23 protein-coding genes are annotated in these 17,673 nt (G+C 68.5%); 1 reads left to right on the top strand and 22 read right to left on the bottom strand.

The window, feature by feature from the left end; all coding sequences use genetic code 11:
• Positions 1-265: 265 nt before the first annotated feature.
• Positions 266-763, top strand: a complete 498-nt coding sequence (locus tag QMK24_RS12330; RefSeq protein WP_283465651.1) for a hypothetical protein — start codon at positions 266-268, stop codon at positions 761-763.
• A 1-nt stretch (position 764) separates the two neighbouring features.
• Here QMK24_RS12330 and QMK24_RS12325 read toward each other — a convergent pair whose 3' ends face one another.
• The 22 genes from QMK24_RS12325 to QMK24_RS12220 form a co-directional block, all read right to left on the bottom strand.
• The gene (locus QMK24_RS12325) at positions 765-1,208 is read right to left on the bottom strand and encodes a hypothetical protein (RefSeq protein ID WP_283465650.1); all 444 of its coding nucleotides are present in this window, start codon (positions 1,206-1,208) and stop codon (positions 765-767) included.
• Between the two features lie 21 nt (positions 1,209-1,229).
• On the bottom strand, positions 1,230-1,451 hold the full coding sequence (locus tag QMK24_RS12320) for a hypothetical protein (RefSeq protein WP_283465649.1): 222 nt from the start codon (positions 1,449-1,451) through the stop codon (positions 1,230-1,232).
• Positions 1,452-1,477: 26 nt separating this feature from the next.
• Positions 1,478-1,945 (bottom strand): hypothetical protein, encoded by a 468-nt coding sequence (locus QMK24_RS12315; RefSeq protein WP_283465648.1) that lies wholly within the window; start codon positions 1,943-1,945, stop codon positions 1,478-1,480.
• Between the two features lie 87 nt (positions 1,946-2,032).
• Positions 2,033-3,202: a phage tail tube protein gene (locus tag QMK24_RS12310; RefSeq protein ID WP_283465647.1), complete on the bottom strand. Its 1,170-nt coding sequence runs from the start codon at positions 3,200-3,202 to the stop codon at positions 2,033-2,035.
• Positions 3,199-3,405: a hypothetical protein gene (locus QMK24_RS12305; RefSeq protein ID WP_283465646.1), complete on the bottom strand. Its 207-nt coding sequence runs from the start codon at positions 3,403-3,405 to the stop codon at positions 3,199-3,201. The genes QMK24_RS12310 and QMK24_RS12305 overlap by 4 nt, the downstream gene beginning before the upstream one ends.
• A 65-nt stretch (positions 3,406-3,470) precedes the next feature.
• Positions 3,471-3,956: a hypothetical protein gene (locus QMK24_RS12300; protein ID WP_283465645.1), complete on the bottom strand. Its 486-nt coding sequence runs from the start codon at positions 3,954-3,956 to the stop codon at positions 3,471-3,473.
• Positions 3,957-3,958: 2 nt separating this feature from the next.
• Positions 3,959-4,519, bottom strand: a complete 561-nt coding sequence (locus tag QMK24_RS12295; protein WP_283465643.1) for a hypothetical protein — start codon at positions 4,517-4,519, stop codon at positions 3,959-3,961.
• A gap of 66 nt (positions 4,520-4,585) precedes the next feature.
• Positions 4,586-5,143, bottom strand: coding sequence for a hypothetical protein (locus tag QMK24_RS12290; RefSeq protein ID WP_283465641.1), 558 nt, complete (start codon positions 5,141-5,143; stop codon positions 4,586-4,588).
• A gap of 147 nt (positions 5,144-5,290) precedes the next feature.
• Positions 5,291-5,578, bottom strand: a complete 288-nt coding sequence (locus tag QMK24_RS12285; RefSeq protein WP_283465640.1) for a hypothetical protein — start codon at positions 5,576-5,578, stop codon at positions 5,291-5,293.
• A 6-nt stretch (positions 5,579-5,584) separates the two neighbouring features.
• Positions 5,585-5,758: a hypothetical protein gene (locus QMK24_RS12280; RefSeq protein ID WP_283465639.1), complete on the bottom strand. Its 174-nt coding sequence runs from the start codon at positions 5,756-5,758 to the stop codon at positions 5,585-5,587.
• 85 nt (positions 5,759-5,843) lie between these two features.
• The gene (locus tag QMK24_RS12275; protein WP_283465638.1) at positions 5,844-6,485 is read right to left on the bottom strand and encodes an HNH endonuclease; all 642 of its coding nucleotides are present in this window, start codon (positions 6,483-6,485) and stop codon (positions 5,844-5,846) included.
• A 136-nt stretch (positions 6,486-6,621) separates the two neighbouring features.
• Complete coding sequence (locus QMK24_RS12270; RefSeq protein ID WP_283465636.1) at positions 6,622-7,983, bottom strand: SU10 major capsid protein; 1,362 nt, start codon at positions 7,981-7,983, stop codon at positions 6,622-6,624.
• 113 nt (positions 7,984-8,096) lie between these two features.
• Positions 8,097-9,719 (bottom strand): hypothetical protein, encoded by a 1,623-nt coding sequence (locus QMK24_RS12265; RefSeq protein WP_283465635.1) that lies wholly within the window; start codon positions 9,717-9,719, stop codon positions 8,097-8,099.
• Positions 9,719-9,922, bottom strand: a complete 204-nt coding sequence (locus QMK24_RS12260; protein ID WP_283465634.1) for a hypothetical protein — start codon at positions 9,920-9,922, stop codon at positions 9,719-9,721. Before QMK24_RS12260 ends, QMK24_RS12265 begins: the two co-directional genes overlap by 1 nt.
• 5 nt (positions 9,923-9,927) lie before the next feature.
• The gene (locus QMK24_RS12255) at positions 9,928-10,389 is read right to left on the bottom strand and encodes a protein kinase family protein (RefSeq protein ID WP_283465633.1); all 462 of its coding nucleotides are present in this window, start codon (positions 10,387-10,389) and stop codon (positions 9,928-9,930) included.
• A gap of 153 nt (positions 10,390-10,542) precedes the next feature.
• Positions 10,543-11,688: a 2'-5' RNA ligase family protein gene (locus QMK24_RS12250; RefSeq protein WP_283465632.1), complete on the bottom strand. Its 1,146-nt coding sequence runs from the start codon at positions 11,686-11,688 to the stop codon at positions 10,543-10,545.
• 107 nt (positions 11,689-11,795) lie between these two features.
• A complete protein-coding gene (locus QMK24_RS12245; protein WP_283465631.1) occupies positions 11,796-11,981 on the bottom strand; it encodes a hypothetical protein in 186 nt (61 codons plus the stop codon).
• An 84-nt stretch (positions 11,982-12,065) separates the two neighbouring features.
• Positions 12,066-13,613 (bottom strand): phage portal protein, encoded by a 1,548-nt coding sequence (locus QMK24_RS12240; protein WP_283465630.1) that lies wholly within the window; start codon positions 13,611-13,613, stop codon positions 12,066-12,068.
• Positions 13,604-15,163, bottom strand: a complete 1,560-nt coding sequence (locus QMK24_RS12235; protein WP_283465629.1) for a phage terminase large subunit — start codon at positions 15,161-15,163, stop codon at positions 13,604-13,606. The genes QMK24_RS12240 and QMK24_RS12235 overlap by 10 nt, the downstream gene beginning before the upstream one ends.
• Entirely contained in the window at positions 15,102-15,551 is a 450-nt protein-coding gene (locus QMK24_RS12230; RefSeq protein ID WP_283465628.1) for a hypothetical protein, read from the bottom strand. Before QMK24_RS12230 ends, QMK24_RS12235 begins: the two co-directional genes overlap by 62 nt.
• Positions 15,551-15,958 carry a hypothetical protein gene (locus QMK24_RS12225; protein ID WP_283465627.1) on the bottom strand — a complete coding sequence of 136 codons (408 nt, stop codon included), beginning with the start codon at positions 15,956-15,958 and terminating at the stop codon, positions 15,551-15,553. Before QMK24_RS12225 ends, QMK24_RS12230 begins: the two co-directional genes overlap by 1 nt.
• Positions 15,948-17,672: a hypothetical protein gene (locus tag QMK24_RS12220; RefSeq protein ID WP_283465626.1), complete on the bottom strand. Its 1,725-nt coding sequence runs from the start codon at positions 17,670-17,672 to the stop codon at positions 15,948-15,950. Before QMK24_RS12220 ends, QMK24_RS12225 begins: the two co-directional genes overlap by 11 nt.
• Position 17,673 lies beyond the last annotated feature (1 nt).

The following is a 17,673-nucleotide window of genomic DNA, read 5'->3' as shown; positions in this document are numbered from 1 at the left end:
CCCCGCCGGCGACCATGCCGATCCCGGCGAGCTTCTTGAACGCCCCGCCGATACGCGACGAGGACGCCTCACCCTCGGCGGCGGCCTCCTTGAGACCCCGCTTGAACGGTTCGGTGACCGCACGGAGCACCACGAAGAGTTCGCCGATGTCGGACATGGCCGCCGCCCTTCCGAATGGATCGAGGGCAACAGGTCACGAGCTGCAGGGCTGCGGTGTACGGTCCGTGCGTGCCTCGCCCGGGGGCGCAGAGGCAAAGGAGAATCGGTGAATCAGTTCACGTCGCTGAGCACGGGCAAGAAACTCGCCATTGGCGCGGCGGTGCTCGCCGGAGCACCGTTCGTCATTGCCGGCGCCATCTCCGGGGCGAAGGACAACCTCGCCCACCACTCCGCCGCCAGCCCGACCGCGACCGTCAGCAGTGCCCCCGAGACGACCAAGGCGGTGACACCGCTGCCAAGCACTGCATCTCCCGCGCCCTCGACGCCCGGTCCCGCGCAGATGCTCGCCGACCTCGACGGCGACACGCACCCCGTCGCCGACTACCAGCGCGCACTGGACTCGCTGGCGCCCAAGTGCACCCAGGACAAGCCGCATATCGCCGCCATCGCCCACGCAACACTGGGTGACCTGCGCAAGAACGGGGTGGACGACGAAACGGAGCTGAGTGTCCTCCAGCACCTGAACGCCTCCGCGCCCGGAGGCGGGACGATGGACTGCACGTCGGTGGCTGCCGCCTACGCGGTGCTGCGCGAATCCCAGTAGGTCAAAAGACCCGCTTCCATCGCGTCCCATACGCCTTGTTGAAGATCACCGTCGCGGCGAATTTCGTGGCGAACTGTGCCGCAGGCTTCAGCCACGGGTACTTCGCCCCGTTGCGGAGCCCGGTTTCCAGGGCGTAGCCGTACCGGTGCGCCTCGGTCGGGCGCCTCCCGTAAGGCGGGGTGAAGCCCACGCGCGGGCCGACCTTGGTCTTCCAGCCGCCCGCATCCTTCATGATCGGCGAATGACCGACGGAACGTTTCAGATTGCCCGAGATCACCGCCGGGCCCTCCCCGGGGCGTGCCGTGGTCCGTGTCCCGTAAGCGTGCCGGCCGTTGGACGCGTTGATCTTCGCCTGCTTTTCCACGGCGCGCGCCAGCTCCTCCAGTCCCAGCCGGCCCCGGATCTCGCCCTCCGCGGTCAGCTTCGCGAAACCGGCCGTGAACACGCCAGGTCGGAGCTCCATGCGTCATCTCCCCTGCGGCTGGTTTTGCTGTTGGTTCCGGCTGTTCTCCGCGTCACGGCGGGCCACCATCAGGTCCCATGCCACCCGTTTCGGGTACTCGGGAGTTTCCGCGTATTCCTGCCAGGACCAGCCGTATTCGCGCATCAGCTCAACCCACTGCACCTCGATCGGGGCGGGTCCCGATGCCCAGGTGCCCTCGTAGATGGACTCGGCGGCCCAGAGCACGTCGTTGAGGTACGGCGAGTCGAGCTCTAGCGAGGGACCTGAAGCGCCTGCACCACTTCCATGATCCGGTTGAGGATCGCGCTCGGCGCCTGCTTGATGACCTCAGCGGTGCGGGGCGGGGACGCCAGCAGCGGCAGCGGGTCGTCGTCGGCCATCACGTCGTACACGTGCCACTTGCGGATCATCTTCGACAGCATCATGTACACCGCGGGGGCGGCTGCCTGCTCATCGACGGGGCTGCCGTCCTCGTTGGTCTCGATGTCCTTCATGCCCGCGCGGGCCTCTTCGAGGGCGACCGGCGGCATCATGCCCGGGTTGCGGATCTCCACCCAGACCATGTCGCAGCCGGGCGGGGTCAGCTCGGGGAACTCCATGCGCGGGAACAGGGTGCCGTAGGTGACGCCCTCCGGTAGGGGATTCGCCGGGGGCGCCTCTGTCGGCGGGGGCGGCGGTTCGATCGCGGCCTGCGGTTCAGTGCTGGTGGGTGTGGTCATGTCGTGTCCTTCGGGGTGAGGGCGTTGAGGGCGTAGACCCTGGCCGTGCCGCGACGCCCTCACGCGCCGGCACAGCCAGGGAGTTGATCAGTACGCGGCCGTCTGGAAGTTCTGGAGCACGGCCTGCACTGCTCCACCGTCCGTGGTGTTGTAGATGCCGCTCAGGGAGAAATCACCCTGGACGTAGGCCGAGGACAGGTCGCGCTTGCCCTTGAACCAGCCGGACTTGGACATGGTCAGCGACAGGGACTGGCCGCCGCGGGCGACGGGCTGCTGCAGGGTCGCGGTCGCTGCGGTCTGCGTGTAGTTGAGGTACAGGTTCATGTCGAGCTGGTTCTCGAAGATGGCCTTGTACGTGCCGTCGACCTCGATGGGCCCTGCGAAGACCTCGCGCGGCGCCTGCGTGCCGTCCGAGGAGTTGATGGCCTCGGTGGCGCGCTTGATGGTCGCGTCGTAGGACAGCCCGCGCGTCGAGGCGGCGCCCCCGTTGGTCATGTTCCACGACCAGCCCAGGACCGGGTCGAAGGTGGAGAACGTCTGGGTCTGCAGCGACTGCACGACGGACGGGAAACTGACGTACTTGACGGCGAGGCTGACCGCGCCCTTCGGGTCGATCTTCAGCTGGAGGTCCGACAGGCGGCAGTAACTGCAGCTCACCGTCTGTGTGGTGTCGAACAGGGTCAGGCTGTACGTCGGTAGCGCGGTGGTGGACTGCTTGAAGGTGTGGGTCGTCGTGGTCGTCACGGCCACGCCCGAAGCGTGCCCCAGTGTCAGGCCCACCCGGCTCGCGCCAATCTTGCCGAGCACCGTCGTGACGTTACTGACATACGGGCCCGCACCCGTGGCGACGCCGTCCGTCCACGCGTACTCCACCAGCCCGGCCGTGTCGATACGGATGACGGAACCGGCCGGCAGTGCCACGGCGGTGGAGATCGACGTGGCGCCGACGATCGTCAACGCCGACAGAGTCGTCGCCGTCGCGGCCGTCACCGTATCCGGGCCGATCATCCCAGCCAGGAAGTGCCCGGCGAGGTCCGGATAAGCCAGCACGTCGAGCTGCCACTCCGCGTGGATCGGGCCTGCGTACATGCCCTGCAAGACGGTGTCGTTGCCGCGGACCGACTCGTCCTTGATCTCGCCGATCATGTCCTCGTAGTCGCCCTTGAGGAACGGGATACCAACCGTCGGCGCCAGCCAGGTGCCGGCAACCGACTCCTTGGCGAGGCCGATAGCGGCAAGGCGGGAGATCTGGGTCATGACGAGGTCTCCTCACCTGTCGCGCGCTTCTTCGGGCTGCTCTTGGTCTGCGCGGCCGGTTCGGGCGCGGCCGGTTCGGGCGGATCGACGACCTCGAACCCGGCGATCGGGTGCGGCCAGTCGACGACCTCGCCGGGCTGGACGGTCGCCGGGATGTCCGGCACGTCCACCGGCGATTCATGAGTGCTGCGCTGCAGCGGCACGGGGGCCTCCGGGCATACGGAAGGCCCCCAGCGCCATGCGCGGGAGGCCGGGGACGGACAGGTGGTCAGCCGGTGAACTCGATGTCGTCGGCGTGATAGGTGATCTCCGCCCAGAACTCGGCCTCGGGGGGCACCGACTGGGCGGGGTCGTGGAAGCGAACCGTGACCTGCGCGGGATCCTCGGCCACCGACCGGAACCGGCCCCCGTGACTCTTGTCGCCGGGATAGCCGCCGATGCGCAGCAGGACCTTGTCGACCGCCAGGTCAAAAGCCCTTTGGTCGTCCTCGGCCCGGCCCTGCCCGCTGGACAGCGGCCACACGAGCTTCAGCTCGAACTGGTAGGTGGCCATGCGGCGGATGTTCGCGAAGCGGTGCTCGGTGATGGCGCGCCGCATCACGAACAGGTTCGTGCCACGGCGGCCCGGCGTGCGGGGCCAGTACCCCTGAATGTTGCCGAACGGGCCACCGGCCGAGGTGTTCAGGGCGGGCAGCCCGTCGCCGCTGGCGTTGAGCCACGCAACCTCACGGTCGACGGCATCGGCAGTTGTCACGGCTACCTCCTTCGCCTACGGCGGGTGGTGCGCATCCGCTTGGTGCGGCGCAGACGGCGGTGGAAGTGGGTGGACGCGCGCTTATGGCGGATCCCGAAACGGGACTTGCGCTGGTGATGATGCAGCCCGTAGAACGTGCCACCGCGACCATGACGCCGCTGCCCGGCGCCCTTGTGGTGCCTGGTGGCGTGCCGGTGATGCGTTCCATGCCGGTGATGAACCAGAGCGGCATGCCGCTTGTGCTTCAGGTGGTAGCCGCGGCGATGCTTGAAGTGGCGACGGCCCTTGTAATGCCGCCGGTGCATGACGTGCGAGGAATGCCGGCGATGCCGCAGGTGGTAGTGACGGCGGTGAATCTTGTGCCGGGCATGGCGCTTGTGCTTGAGGTGAAAGTGCCTGCGCCGGTGCAGCAAGTGGCGGCGGTGGAGGCCGTGCCGGTGGTGAACGCCATGGCGGCGGTGCGCGCTGTGCCGGTGGTGGCGGCCCTTGAGCCGTGCCGCGATCTTCGCCCGGGTCGTCTTGCTGAGCCGGTGCCCACGGTGCGCGTGATGATGCCCGCGCATCCGCGCCGACAACCTGGCCCGCGTCGCCTCCGACACACGATGCCCACGGCGGTGCGCCGCCACGGGTCAGCGCCTCGTATACGGGGCGAGCATCTCCAGCGCATCCGCACGCATTGCGTCCGGGTCATGCCCCGACCTGCCGTCGACCGGGTCGAGCTGTTTCACGGCCATGGATGCGGCCATGTACTGGCACGCCTGCACCAGGTCCGCCGGGACCGTGCTGTAGCCGCCCGAGTACGTGCACTGGATCGTGGTGCCCGGCGGCACGAACGTTCCCAGGGCGAACCTGACGTGCCCGGTGTCGGGCTCGTACTGAATGTTGGTGATCGTCACCGTCTGCGCCCCGGAGTAGGAGCGGTACAGGGTGATCGCACCGATGGAGCCGGTCCACAACTCCGGGTAGCGGGCCGGGTGTTCCCGTACCCAAAAGTGCCGGGTCAGGAGCGTGCTACCCAGGGACTGCGCACGGGAGAAGCCGAGCTGCGACGTGGGATCCAGCGGCACGTAGGCGTCCATGGCGTCCTCGACATCCATGGCGTTCGCCCGCTGCGTCTCCACGATCGACGTGAACACGGCCAGGCGCCGGTCACAGGCCGACTCGCACGCCCGGGTGGCCTGCAACATCAGGTTGTTTTGCGCCGGGGCACTGAAACCGCTGACCAAGTTCGCGAACGGGCCCTCGGTGAAAGACGCCACTGAGGCCAGTGGTGTTGGACTGTCGACGGGCATGGCCGTCCACCCCTCTCAGTCTCGCAGGGGTGGGAGGAACAGCTACTCGGCGATCTCGGTCGCCGCTGGCTTGCGGGTGGCGCGCTTCTTCGGCGGCGCGGTGGGCGCCTCGACGACCTCGGCGGCCGGGTCGGTGGGCGAGTCCTCGGAGCCGATAGACGGGCCCGCCTCAGGCTCGGCGGCGGGTGCGGGCGCCTCGGAGAACCCGGCGCCCGGGATACTCAGCAGCTCCACACCCAGGCCGTCGTCGACCTCGACCACATCATCGGGCGTGGTCCACACCAGGCCACCCGGTGCAGCTCCGGGGGCAGTTGTCTTACGAAGCCACATGCGTCCTCACTTCTTCGTCTTCGGCTGATTCTTCGGGTCCTGCACCGATTCCCAGTCCCGGAAGAAGTCCTCCTGGTAGGACAGGTGCTTTGTGCACACCAGGTAGCCCTTCACCATGGTCTTGCCCGTGACCTCGGTGCCGTCCTTGAACAGGCACACGCAGCAGTACTTCGCCGCCACGCGGCACCTCCTCGGCAGGGAACGGGAAGACCCGGGCGTGACGAAGGGCCTGGGCGTCCGCTCAGGCCCTTCGGTCGATCAGTGGTCAGGAAGCCGACTCGGCCGCCTTCTTGCGCTCACGCATTGCCCGCTTCGCCTCGCGGTCAGCGATCCGGCGACAGGTCTTGCAGCCGCGCGCCCCAGTCTTCGGCGCGACATAGGTGTTCGCCTCGTCGTAGGGATGGCCCGCCGGACATTCGGTTCGCTCGGCCATCGGCACGGCAACGTGGTCACGACGCGAGTCGCGGTGCCGCCGCCATCCCTCCGTCCGACACGTTCGGCAGCCACGCTCGCGACCTCCCGGGTATAGGTACGTGTTCGCGTCCGTAAGTGCATGGCCGTTCACGCAGAATGTTTTGGCGGCATTCGCAGAGGCGAGCCCTCGACTGCGCATAACATTTTCAAGCTCGGTGACGGCTTCAAGGTCATGCGGGAAAACGCAGGCGCGATGATCACAGACCCCGCCAGGGCAATTCTTGTCACGCGTGTGGCAGAGGTGGTCGATCTCGTATCCCTCTGGGATCGGACCGACGAACTGCTGGAACGAGAACCGGTGTGCGAGGCGACTCTTGCCCTCGAACCAGAAGTAGCCGTAGCCCTGCCGGTTCAGCTTGCCCAGCCAGTACCAACATCCGTTCGGTCGAACCTCAACCATTGCCATGAAGCGCTTCAGGGTACGCTCGTCCATGTCGACTCCAACTAGTCGGCCACACCCCGGGAGTGTTAGCGCACTCGCCGGGGACTTTTCTGCCTCAATTCTACCTTCTCCGGAATAGCGACCGCGCCGGTTCTGGCCCAAATCGCTATTACGAAGAAGGCAAAAACTAGAGGGCAGCGGTCAGTCGGCTTAGCCTGCCCACGTATTTCGGCGCCCGAATTGCGAGGGTCGAGTCCGTCAATACGGCAAATGGGAGGGAATCCGGAGACGTGACGGTCGGCGCCAGGGGCAGGATCGTCATGTCGCGGACATACGGGCGGACCAGGAAGTTCGGGTCGCGCGGCACGAGGTAGATGTCCTCCTGCGCGTTCGCCACGTTCCGGGGCAGGGCGCCGGTGTTGGTGCCCTGGTAGGCGACCGGGCCCGTGTTGGCCAGGGAGTTGGTGAGGAGGTTGGTGCCGTTGTCGATGATGCTGGTGACAGCGACGCCGGTGGTGTCGAAGGCGTCGACGGTGCCGACCAGGGTCTCGGTGGTGGTCGCGGTGGACCGGTAGACCTTGTAGAGGATCGGGGTCGCGCCGTCGGGGAGGCTGCCTGGGGTGGAGAACGACAGGGTGACGGTGGAGGTGGCGCCGGTGGTGACCTGCGAGACCTCGGTGGACGCGGAGATCTCACCGAAACGGGCCACGACCGCGCTGACGCGGTAGTAGTAGGTGGCGGCGGCCAGGGTGCCCAGTGTGGTGGCTGTCGCAGTGGTGACGGTGCCCATGACGTTGGTGCGGGGTGACAGGAACGAGCTCTTGACGATGGGGATGTCGCGGTACGTCGGGACGTTCAGGCCGCCGCCGAGCATGGTGGTCGGTGCGGCGAAACGCTGCTGCGCGACGAACGCCTGCGACACGGCCGAAGCCATGCGCGGCGACATGACCAGCATGTACTGGGAGCCGATCGGCATCGCCGCGTTGGTCTCCACGAGGTCGATGAGCTGGTCGAGGTAGTGCAGCGAGAAGTTGCCGTTAATGTCGACGGCGTTGACGAAGTTGCTCGAGCCGGTGCCCGCGGTCCAGTTGGACACGAGGTAGTCCAGGCCGGAGCAGATCGGGTACTGGCCGGCGGCGGTCGCGCCGTCGTTGCCCCAGATGAACGCGTTCTCCAGGGTGTACATCATGCTCGTGACCGTGCCGTCGAGTTCGATCTGACGCAGGTCTCCGACGACGTCGCGGGTGACCGCCTGGGCGAAGCCGGTGACGGCTCCGACGGCCTGGAAGAGCCGGATGTTGAACAGGGCCTGCTCGTAGGTGCTGTTGCCGATCGGGCGTCCGCCGCCGTCAACGACACCGCCGGAGTCCGGCCGCGATACGCGCCGGTTGAAGAAGTACTGCGTGGAGTTCCACTGGCGGGTCGGGATCGCGAGCAGCAGCGGCGCGTACCGGCGCTGGTACTCCAGCAGCAGCGGGTCGATACTCTTCGGAATGAGTGGACTGACTGCACCAGCAGTCGTGATGGCTTCCTGGAGCTCAGTGGGCACGGAAGCGCCTCCATTTCATGCGAAAGCCCCACGCGGCGTGGCCGGGCGGGGCGTCAGGTGGTGGGGAAATGCGAAAGGCCCCGGGATGGGGCCTTGGAGGAGGTGCGGTGTGCCTACTGGGTGGTCTGGGGGGCTGCCGGGATGCCGATGCTGCCGAGGAGGAGGTTGGCCCGGTCGGCGTAGAGGTCTTCGGCGGTGTCGGGCGCCCGGTCGCTTTCGTGGACGCGGTAGCCCTGGCGGGACGGGACCCCGTACTCCTTGAGGAGCTCCTCGCGGAGTTCGTCGCGGACGCGGGTGACGAGGGCGGCGCGTTCGGCGACGTCGGAGGCGATCTCGGCCTTCATGGCCTTGAGGGACTCCTTGAGGGCCTTCTTCGTCTCCTTGGCGGCCTTCTCTGCGTCGGGCGCGGACTCGGCGGTCTCGGTCTTTGCCGCAGGGGCGGCGGTCTCGGTGACGGCCGCGAGGACCGGGGCGAGGTTTTCCTTCAGGGCTCCTGCGAAGACCGCGCCGAGTGCGGCGAGGTCAGCGTCGGTGAGGGACCGGGTGGGGGCCGCGGTCTCGGTGGGCTCGCCCATGGCGGCCTCCTTGGGGGTAGCGGTGGCCGCTCCGGGGTCCGGGGCGGTGGTCTGGTTGAGGGCGATGGCTTCGTTCACGATCTGGGGGGTGACGATCGTCCCCGGCACAGTCCCGGCGCGGCGCAGAGCATCGACATGCGCTTCGGTCAGCGCATCGCCTGCCTGGACAGGCGCGGACTCACCGCTGCCCGCATCCCCGTCGCCGTCGGCCTTGGGCGCACCTGCCACGTCGATGTCGGCGTCCATGTCGGGGTCCATCGCCTGCAGGGCGTCGCAGGCGGCAGTCATGGCGGCCTGGGTAATGGCCCGCAGGTCGCCGGGGTCGATGCCGCAGGCGCGCAGGGTGATGCTGAGGGGCCCGTTGTAGGCGTCCACACAGAATCCGGCCGCGCCGTCGGGTCCGTCCGGGTAGTACTCGCGGATTTCCCCGAGCCGGGTGGTGGTCTCTTTCATGGAGCCGTCCTTGTTCCAGTCGTCGGGGATGAGCGCGGTCAGACCGAGGGCCCTGGCGCGCTGGAGGATGTGGACGCGGTCCGCGGTGTGGGCGGACTCGCGGATGGCGCGCCGGAGGCCGCCCTTGCTGCGGATCAGCGGGCGGGGCGCCTCCTCGGTGACGGCCTGGACGGTCGCGTCCATGGATTCGCTGATCGGGGTCCGGCCGCTGAGGGACTCCTGCGGGCTGGACGCGGCGGCCAGCAGCGACGCGGAGTCGACGGTCGCACCGAGGACGCCGGGGGAAGCCGTGAAGTCCACAAAATCGACCTCGAGGTCGCCGGCTGTGACGGCGGACTCGCCCTCGTACTCGACAGTCCTCGTCGGGCCAAGCCAGTAGCCGTGGATCGACACGGACTTGAGGGCTGGCCGCTTGCCGGTGACGAGGGCGGCGATGTCACGGCCCGCTGCGGTGTCGTACAGGTCGGCCTTGTACGTGGCGCGGCCGTCGCTCTCGATGTTGACCTGGGCGAGGGAACCGATTATGCGAGCGGAGTCGTCCTCGGCCGCATGGTGCGTCCTCATGACGATCGGGAGCCCGTTGGGGTCGGCGATGCGCTCCTGCATCCGCGCGGCGGCCTTGGCGATCACCTCGCGGGTGTACAGCCTCTTGTTGCGGCTGACGCCGGGGACGAGCATCGTTCCCGAGATCGTGGCGATAGCGGCCATCAGCGTCTCCCTCCTTTGCGGATGGGCGTGGTGGTCGTCGGCCGTGTCTGCCGGGGCCGGTTTCCTGCGATGAGCTTGAGGAGCGCTTCGCGGACGTCGGAGTCGTTTTCGATGGCGTCGACCAGCTGCTCCACGAACTCGGCTTCGGCGACGGCGTCCTGCGTGACGGCCCGCATGCGGCGAAGGACGGGGCTCTCGTACACGGCGGTCACCTGCCGATCACGGACGCGGAGAACGTGATCGCGGTCGGGGCGCCGGTGCTCGACCAGCCGAAGCGGGCCGTACCGGTGAGGACAGCGGTGACGATGCCGGTGGCGGCAGGGAACGGGCCGATCTGCACGCTCGTCGCACCCGCCGTGGTGAGGGCCGCGGACGTCCAGATGCGGTACCAGACGCCGTCCGCGCCAAGGCGTTCCACGAAGAACGTCACCGCGGGCGCCGCGCCGCCGGTGAACGAGGAGAGGGTGACATCCACGGCCAGGCCGGCGACCGCCGTGGTGGAGAACGACGTCCCCGTATTGGAGACGGCCTGCGCTGCGGAAAGGTATGTCAGGAACGTTGCGGGCCCCGCGCTGCCCGCTACCAGGCTCGATGTGCCGTCGCCGTTGCTGGTGGCCTTCAATGGCAGGCCGTTGGTGTCGACCGGGGTGAATACCGGGTTGGTAGGCATGGGTTCCTCCGGTCAGGCGGGGGCGAGGCAGCAGCGGCAGCGGGGGTGCGCGGGCAAGCTCGGGGCACCGAGCAGGCTGTATGGTCCGGACGCTTCGTTGGCGAGGCAGGTGTCACAGACCCGTTCGTCCCCGGCGGTGATCCACTGAAGGGCCTATAGGCCGGCGCCAAGGTAGGCGGCGAGCATCCCGGCCCCGTAGGCAGCGGAGATCGCAACGTCCGTGTAGGCGTCCAGGTCGTCGCCGCTGTCGATGGCGTCTGCGGCGTCGCCTTCGGGGTCGTCGGCGGCGTCGGCCATGGCGCGTCCGGCGCGGCGTGCGGTCGCGGACAGGGCTGCGGTGAGTGTCGCGGTGGCGGTGGCGTCCGCGGCGTCGTCGGTCATGTCCGGGGAGCCGATGGTGTACGGGTTGTCGCTGTTGTCGTCGTAGGGCTGGTCGTCGGCGTGGTCGCGGGTGGCGAGCTGGTGCGCGGCGTTCCATCCGGCGCGGTGTGCGCGCTTCGCGGCCGTGGCCAGGGCTGCGCGGGTGCGGGCCCAGCGGCGTGCGGCGAGGGTGCCGAGTACGGCGGCGGCTGCCGCTTGCCGCCGGTGGTCGCGGGCTGGGTCGGCGGCCTCGCCGATGGCCTGCCGCCACGCGGTGAGGGTCGGGGCGAGGTCGATGCCCTGGATGTCGGCTTTCCACGCTGTCAGGACGATGCGGTCGGCGGTGGCGTGCAAGGCCAGGCGGCGGGCGTAGATCGGCCGCCAGATCCCGGCGGGGTCGGAGAGCTGGATCGTCGCCGTCTCGGACAACGCGCGACCGGGTGCGTTCTCGGTGGTGAAGAACGGGATGTTGGTGCGCTCCGTGCCGTAGACCGCGGACACGGCAGCGAAGGTGACGGGCCGGGCCGGGAGCCGGTCCACGGGCGATGCGGCGTCCGGCTCGACGTAGTTGATCGACAGGTGCGGGGTGTATCCGTGATCCCGGTGGACGTTGACGCCTTGCGTCTCGAGCTGGTCGAGGGTGTCGCGGCGGAGGTCTTCCAGGTCGGGCGAGTCGACAAGGGCGACGATGACGTCCTGCTCGCCGCCGGTGAACCGTGCGTGCCCGCTGATCGTGGCCTCGATGGGCTTGCGTCCGGCGATGGCCTGGGCTGCGGCAAGGACTGCCTCGCGGGTCACGTCGGCGGTGCTGCCCAAATAGGCGACGGTGACGTGCATGTCGGCGGGCTCGAGACCGTCCGGTACCGCCAGGTCGGCGGCGAGGTCGGCGGGCGGGTAGAGGGCGATCATGCAGCCGTCGGAGTAGTCGGGGCTCGCCACGGCCACCCCCTGAAAGCTGGCCGCCTCAGCCGATCCGCTTGGCAATAAGAGGCAGTACGTCCTGTGCTCGGGTGGGGTGTCCGGGGTTCATCGCGATCACCCCCCTTCTATTCGATGGGGGCCAGCAGTTCGTCGGGCCGCGGGAGTCCGTGGCGGGTCATGTAAGAGGTGACCTCGTCCGTGGACGCGAACGGCCCGATCGCGCGGTTGTTGTTGTGCCCGTACCAGCGGACGTGGAAGCTGCCGAGGGTGTCGGCGTCCAGTTCTGCGGTGTGGCCGCGAAGTTCGCTCAACTCTCCTCCAGGTGGCGTTTTTCGCAGTCCCGGGCCAGGGATGGCACCGGCCAGTCCCGGCCGCAGCCAGGGCAGCGCCACGGGTCAGATGCGGGCAAGGGCTTCGTCCAGGCACCGCCGGTACAGGTCATCCCACATTTCCTCTGGTGGGTCGCCCTGCGCGGCATCCTTGGACAGGCCCGGCTTGCCCTGGGGGTCGGATGGTACGGCTGGGCTGTCACCTGCGGGGGCGGTGGGGTCGGGTGTCAGGTCCAAGTCGCTGTCTGGGACGCCGGGCACGTAGCCGTTGACGCCGGCCGCAGTGAGCGGCGCCACCCTCCATGCGATGGTCGCCTTGGACATGGCGGGGACGTCCCGCCAGAACACGGGGCCTTGCCGGTCCATGATGATCGCGTCGTCGCCGCCGTCGATGGGCGGTTCGCCGATCTCCGCACGCCACCGGTTGATGGTGTAGGCGCCGGAGTCGAGGCGGATCTTGCGGATCTCCTCGACGACCTTGGAGTCCCGGTAGTCGATCTCCGCGAACTCCAGGTGCCAGTCGTCGATCCCGAAGCCCTCCTGGAGGAGGTGGAAATTCAGCTTCTCCAGGATCAGGTTCGCGATGGGGATGACGGTGTTCACTCTGAACGTTTTGTCCTGGGCTTCACCCGAGCCGGAGCCCAGGTTGCCGGTCTCGATGATGCCGAGTTTGGCGGGGGGTACCCCGAACGAGGCGATGATCTGGTCCCGGAGCTGCCGGTCCGCGTCCAGGTAGTCGGAGACTTTCCGGGCGTCCAGCACCTGCACGACGGCGCCGCCCGTGGTGAGCAGCGGCTCGCCGACGGCCTTGGGGCCCAGGTTGTTGACGCGGTATTGCTCGCGCCACCGCTGGACGTCGCTGTCCTGGAAGTGCTGCAGGTCCACGTGCACGCGCGGCGGGTCGCCGCGACGGAAGCACTCCTTGAGGGTGGCCATGGTGAACAGCCAGGCGGTGACGGGCAGTAGCGCCTTCTGCGCCGGGCTGACCCCGTACAGGCCACCGCGGGGCGCGTCGAGGGAGATGTGGATGACCTGCGACGGCTTGAATTGGGCCTGGCGCACGCCGTCGACGTTCTGTACGTAGCCCGATACTTCGCCGTGCAGGTCCGAGATGACGGTCATTGTTGTCGCGTCCAGCCCGTACAGGGCGACCGGCTCGCCCAGCAGGCTGACGACTTCGAGGTAGGCGTCGCCGAAGAGGCCGAGGTCGGTGGCGACGTTGCGGAGGAGCTGGACCATGTCCTCGCGCGGGTTCACGAACCGCATGAGTCGGCGCAGGCGGGTGACCTGCGGGCTCTCCGCGGGTGCTCCGTCGCCGCCGTTGGCGTCTTCCGCGACGATTTGGATGCCGCCGGCGGTGATCGTGCGGGCGATCAAGTCGACGGAGGCGGAGACCCAGTTGCAGGCCATGTATGCCTGGTGGAGCTGGGAAAGAGTCTGCTGCCGCTCGGAGGTTGCCGATATCTGTGAGGACGTGGAGGGGTTGAGCGCGATGCCGTACTCGTAGCCGACGCGCCGGACCTGAGCCGGGGTCGGTACCTCCTGCGACTCGGTGACCGTCTCAGCGACCGGCGCCGTTCGGAACGTGTCGCGGAGCCAGCTCCTTACGCCCACGGGTCGCCTCCCGTCAGCAGCGGGAATCCGCCGATAGTCGGTACATGGAGGCGCTGGGTGTCGTGCTGGCCCGTCGCGCTGGGATCTAGGACGGGGGCTTCGGGGTCCGGTGTGGGGAAGTGGAACCGGGGCTCGTTACCCATGTTGATCAAGAGGTAGCGTCCAGCATCGGGTGCATGGTCCTCAGCCTTCGTGTCCGCGTCCTCGGGGTCTCCCGAGGGTGCGTGCGGCAGCGCCGGCAGGGTGCGGATCAGCTCGGTGCAGGTCGAGAAGACGTGGAGGCGCGGGCACTCGTCCCAGCCCAGGGCCCGGTGATGTGCGCACGCGGGGCCATCCGCGAGGTAGGAGTGGAAGCGCTGCCAACCCGAGACCCTGCCGCCTTTGCCCGCTGCTGTGAGCGGCACACCGTTCTCGGCGTAGACGGTGGCAACGGCTTTCGCCTCGCCACGGGTCGCCCACATGGCGTCGTCGGCGTACCGGGCGGCGACATGCTCGTCGGGGCTCTCGGCGGCGAGGATCTGCTTTGCCTGCTCGGACTCGCCGACCTGTGTCTTGTACAGCTCCCGGTAGATCCAGACGCGGCGGTCTTCGTCGATGGCACCCCACAGCACGCACCATGGCGCGGTGTAGCCCCAGTCGATGCCGTTGTACCGGCGCCACGTGGCGGGAAGCGCGATCGGTTCGAGGGTGTGCCGCTCGTGCCGCCATTCGGGGAACATCATTCCGGCGAACTGGTCCCAGTCTCCGTCCCGCATTGCAGCGCGGCGCTGCGGGTCCGGGATGGCGTTGAGGCGCTTGGCGTACCCGGCATCCAGGTGCGGGTTGTCCGTAGCCTTGGCCTGCACGAAGCGGACCGTGAGCCCCTGGTCGTCGGCGACGGTGTGCTGCCCGTGGGCGGTCCCGTCGATGTACCGGGCCTTGACCTGGGCGTGTGACGGACCGCCCGGGTTACAGGTGGATCGGGTGCCGATGACCGGCACCGTGCCGTCGGACCGCAGCCGCTCAAACTTCAGGATGTCGACGACGCCGGGGGGCATGAGGGTCGCCTCGTCGACAAGGAGCAGCTGGTACTGGCCGCCCTGGCGGCGGGACGCGTCGACGAGGTTCTCCATGTACCGGAACCGGAACAGTGAGCCGTTCGGGAACCGCAGCTCCCGCTCGGATCCGTTCCAGTGCGCGCCGAGCGATGCTCCGTAGCCGAATTTGGCGAGGACGGGGAACACCGATTCGGCGAGTTCGTCGTAGGTGCGGCGCACCAGCAGGACGCGCATGCCGGGGTGGCGGGCGCAGGCCCGCAAACCCTCCATGACGATGGCAACCGACTTGCCCCCGCCGGCTGCTCCGCCGTACAGCACGTCGTCCTCGGTGGCGGCGTGGAATGCCTCCTGCTGCGGGTGGGGCTTGTACCCGAGGACCGCGAACACGTCGATCTTGGCGAGGCGTTCGGCGTGGTAGGCGTCCGATGCGGTCTGCAGGCCCCGCAGGTGCTTAAGCTTCGCTATTTTCGCTGTGACCAGGGGCGAGCCCGGCAGCACCGAGTTCAGCTTCAAGGCGGGCGATCTGGGCGTCGAGGGCATCGACCGTCAGCACCTCCAGCTTGATGGCGGTGTCGAGGCCGAGGTACTTCGCCCGGCGGTCGAGGATCTTCAGGCACGTTTCGATGGCCCGGGTGTTGCCCGCCATTGCTTCGGGCCAGATCGCGAGCTGCATGGCGTCCAGGCGGCCGAGTTCCAGTTCGCGCCATACTTCGAGGGCGATGCCTTCCTCGACGACGTGCTTTTCCAGGGCCCGCTTGATGTCCATGTGGGCGGCGTTGCGCCCTGCGTAGCCGAGGGCTTGGGCGATCTGTGTGTAGGTGTGGCCTTCGGTGCGCATCTTGACCGCCTGGGTGCGGCGTTCGGCGGTTTTGGCGCTCTGGGCGAGGTTTCCCCTGCGCATCAGCCACCTCCCCCGGTAGCCGCCCATCCGGCGGGCATCTCGATGAGCTCGGGCGCGGGAAGGGGTTCTGGGGTGCAGTCGCATGCGGGCGGCGCGGAACACGAGGCTTGGTGGACCTGGGCTGCGACGCTCTCGTCGATGGTGTGTTCGGCGCACGCGTGGACGGGTCGCAGGCAGTCGTCGGCTGCGGGCAGCGGCGGGAAGGCAGGCGGCGGCTGCTGCGCGTCGGCGAGCAGCAGGTGTTCGTCACGCTGTCCCTGCTCGATGGCCTGATGGTCGGCCAACTCGGCGTCGGTGAGGCGTCGCTGCCACTGGCGCGCGGCCGGCCTACCGCACAGCGCGCAGGCGATGAAGCCCGGGCCGGCGAGCAGGGCGGCGGGCGCAATGTCGATGGGGCTAGGTGACATACCAGTTCCCTCCGGACGGGATGGCGGTGACAGTGGTCCAGCGCGTTGCGAGAGGGAAGGTGGAGGCGCCTTTGATGGTCTGGCCGCCGGTCGTTGCGACGGTCACGGCGTTCGCGCTGGCGTCGGTTTTCTGGACGGTGCAGCGTGTTGCCCGGCCGACTGCGGTGGGGAGGGTGACGGTGACGGGGCCGCCGGTCGCGTCGACCAGGACCACCTCGTCGAGGGTCGTGACCGCGTAGTTGGCGGTGACCGCGTTGACTGGGAACGACACCTGGTCGTTGATGAGTTTGAAGCCGATCGGGGCGTCCAGCGTCAGGGATCCGGCCGTGAACTGGCCGGTGAGGACGACCTCGCCGCGCGCTGCGGCCAGGGACGTACCGCTGGTGCTGTCGCCGATGGTCGGTGTGCCCTCGATGTCGAGGAGCAGGTGCAGGAACGGGCCGATGCCGCCGCTGCCGGGGCCGATGATGTACAGGAACTTCTTGCACGCCTCGATGGATACGAATCCGCGGATGGCGTGCACGGCGCCGACGGACCCGAAGTAGGTGCCGACGCAGCACAGTCCGGCCCAGCAGTACAGGAGCCGTACCCCGTACAGGTCGGAGTGTTCGGTGGCGGCCAGCGCGTAGGTGTAGCCGCCGTGGCAGGTGACCTCGCGGATGATGCACAGGTCGTTGTTGCCGCTGGCGGGCATGAGCAGGCCCATGGACGCGCCGTTGCCGAACAGGCTCGGGTTGCCGAAGTCGGCGGCGCCGACGGTGCCGATCGTGCCGTAGGCGAGCCGGGAGATCGTGGCGTTGGCGCACCCGGACAGGTCCGCTGCGCTGTACCCGCAGCCCCAGGCGCTGTGGGTGGTGCGCAGCGCCAGGTTCTCCAGGACGACGTGCAGGTTCGTGAAGACGCCGGGGCTGATGCCGTAGCCGCCGGGTTGGGAGGGTCCGCCGATCAGTGCCGGGTTCCCGCTGGTGTTGATGCTGGTGGCCTGCGTCGTGGGGTTGGTGAACACCCCGAAGGAGACGAGCGTCGCCCCGGAGAACTGGGGGGTGAGTTGCTGCCAGTGCTGAACACCGGACGCATCGGACGGGCCCGTGATCGTGAGGATCACCTTGTTGCCGGTGGTCGCGACGACGGGCAGTGTCAGCTGCGAGTTGCCGCTGACGGTCGTCTTGAGCGGGCCAGCGATGCCGTAGAACCGTCCCGGGGCCGCAGGCAGGAACACCGTCGCTGCGCCGGAGTGGGCTTGCGCCCAGGCGACGGCGTCGTTGATGGCCGCCTGAATCGGGGCGGTGTCGTCGGTGGCCCAGAGGACGGTCGCACCGCTGATGGTCGTGGCGGCAGGCGTTGCGACGGTGACGTGCCCGGGGTCGATGAACCCGGTGATCGGGGTGACGAGGGTCGTCGGGGCGGTCGCTCCGGCACCCTTCACCATGGCCACTTTGCCGATGTCGGCTTTGGTGAACGGCAGACTCGTGGTGCAGGCCAGGACGTTGCTGCCGGAGGTCATCGCCCCGTCGGTGGCTACCTTGCCGTCGCCGACCGCACCGTAGGCCGAAGCCGAGGCGTTGAAGATCCACGGGCCGGTATTCGCACCCACGCCTGCGACGCCGAGGGCTCCGCCGACGTTGGCGGTCCCGTTGACGACGAGCGAGTCGACGAAGAACGTGCCGGCGTTCTCGCGGTTCATGACGGCGGGGTTCTGGTCGCCGAAAGGCATG

This window comes from Streptomyces sp. PH10-H1 (assembly GCF_030063355.1).
GTDB lineage: Bacteria > Actinomycetota > Actinomycetes > Streptomycetales > Streptomycetaceae > Actinacidiphila.
The sequence above is the reverse complement of the archived record's forward strand: the minus strand, read 5'-3'. Positions and strand labels throughout refer to the sequence as shown.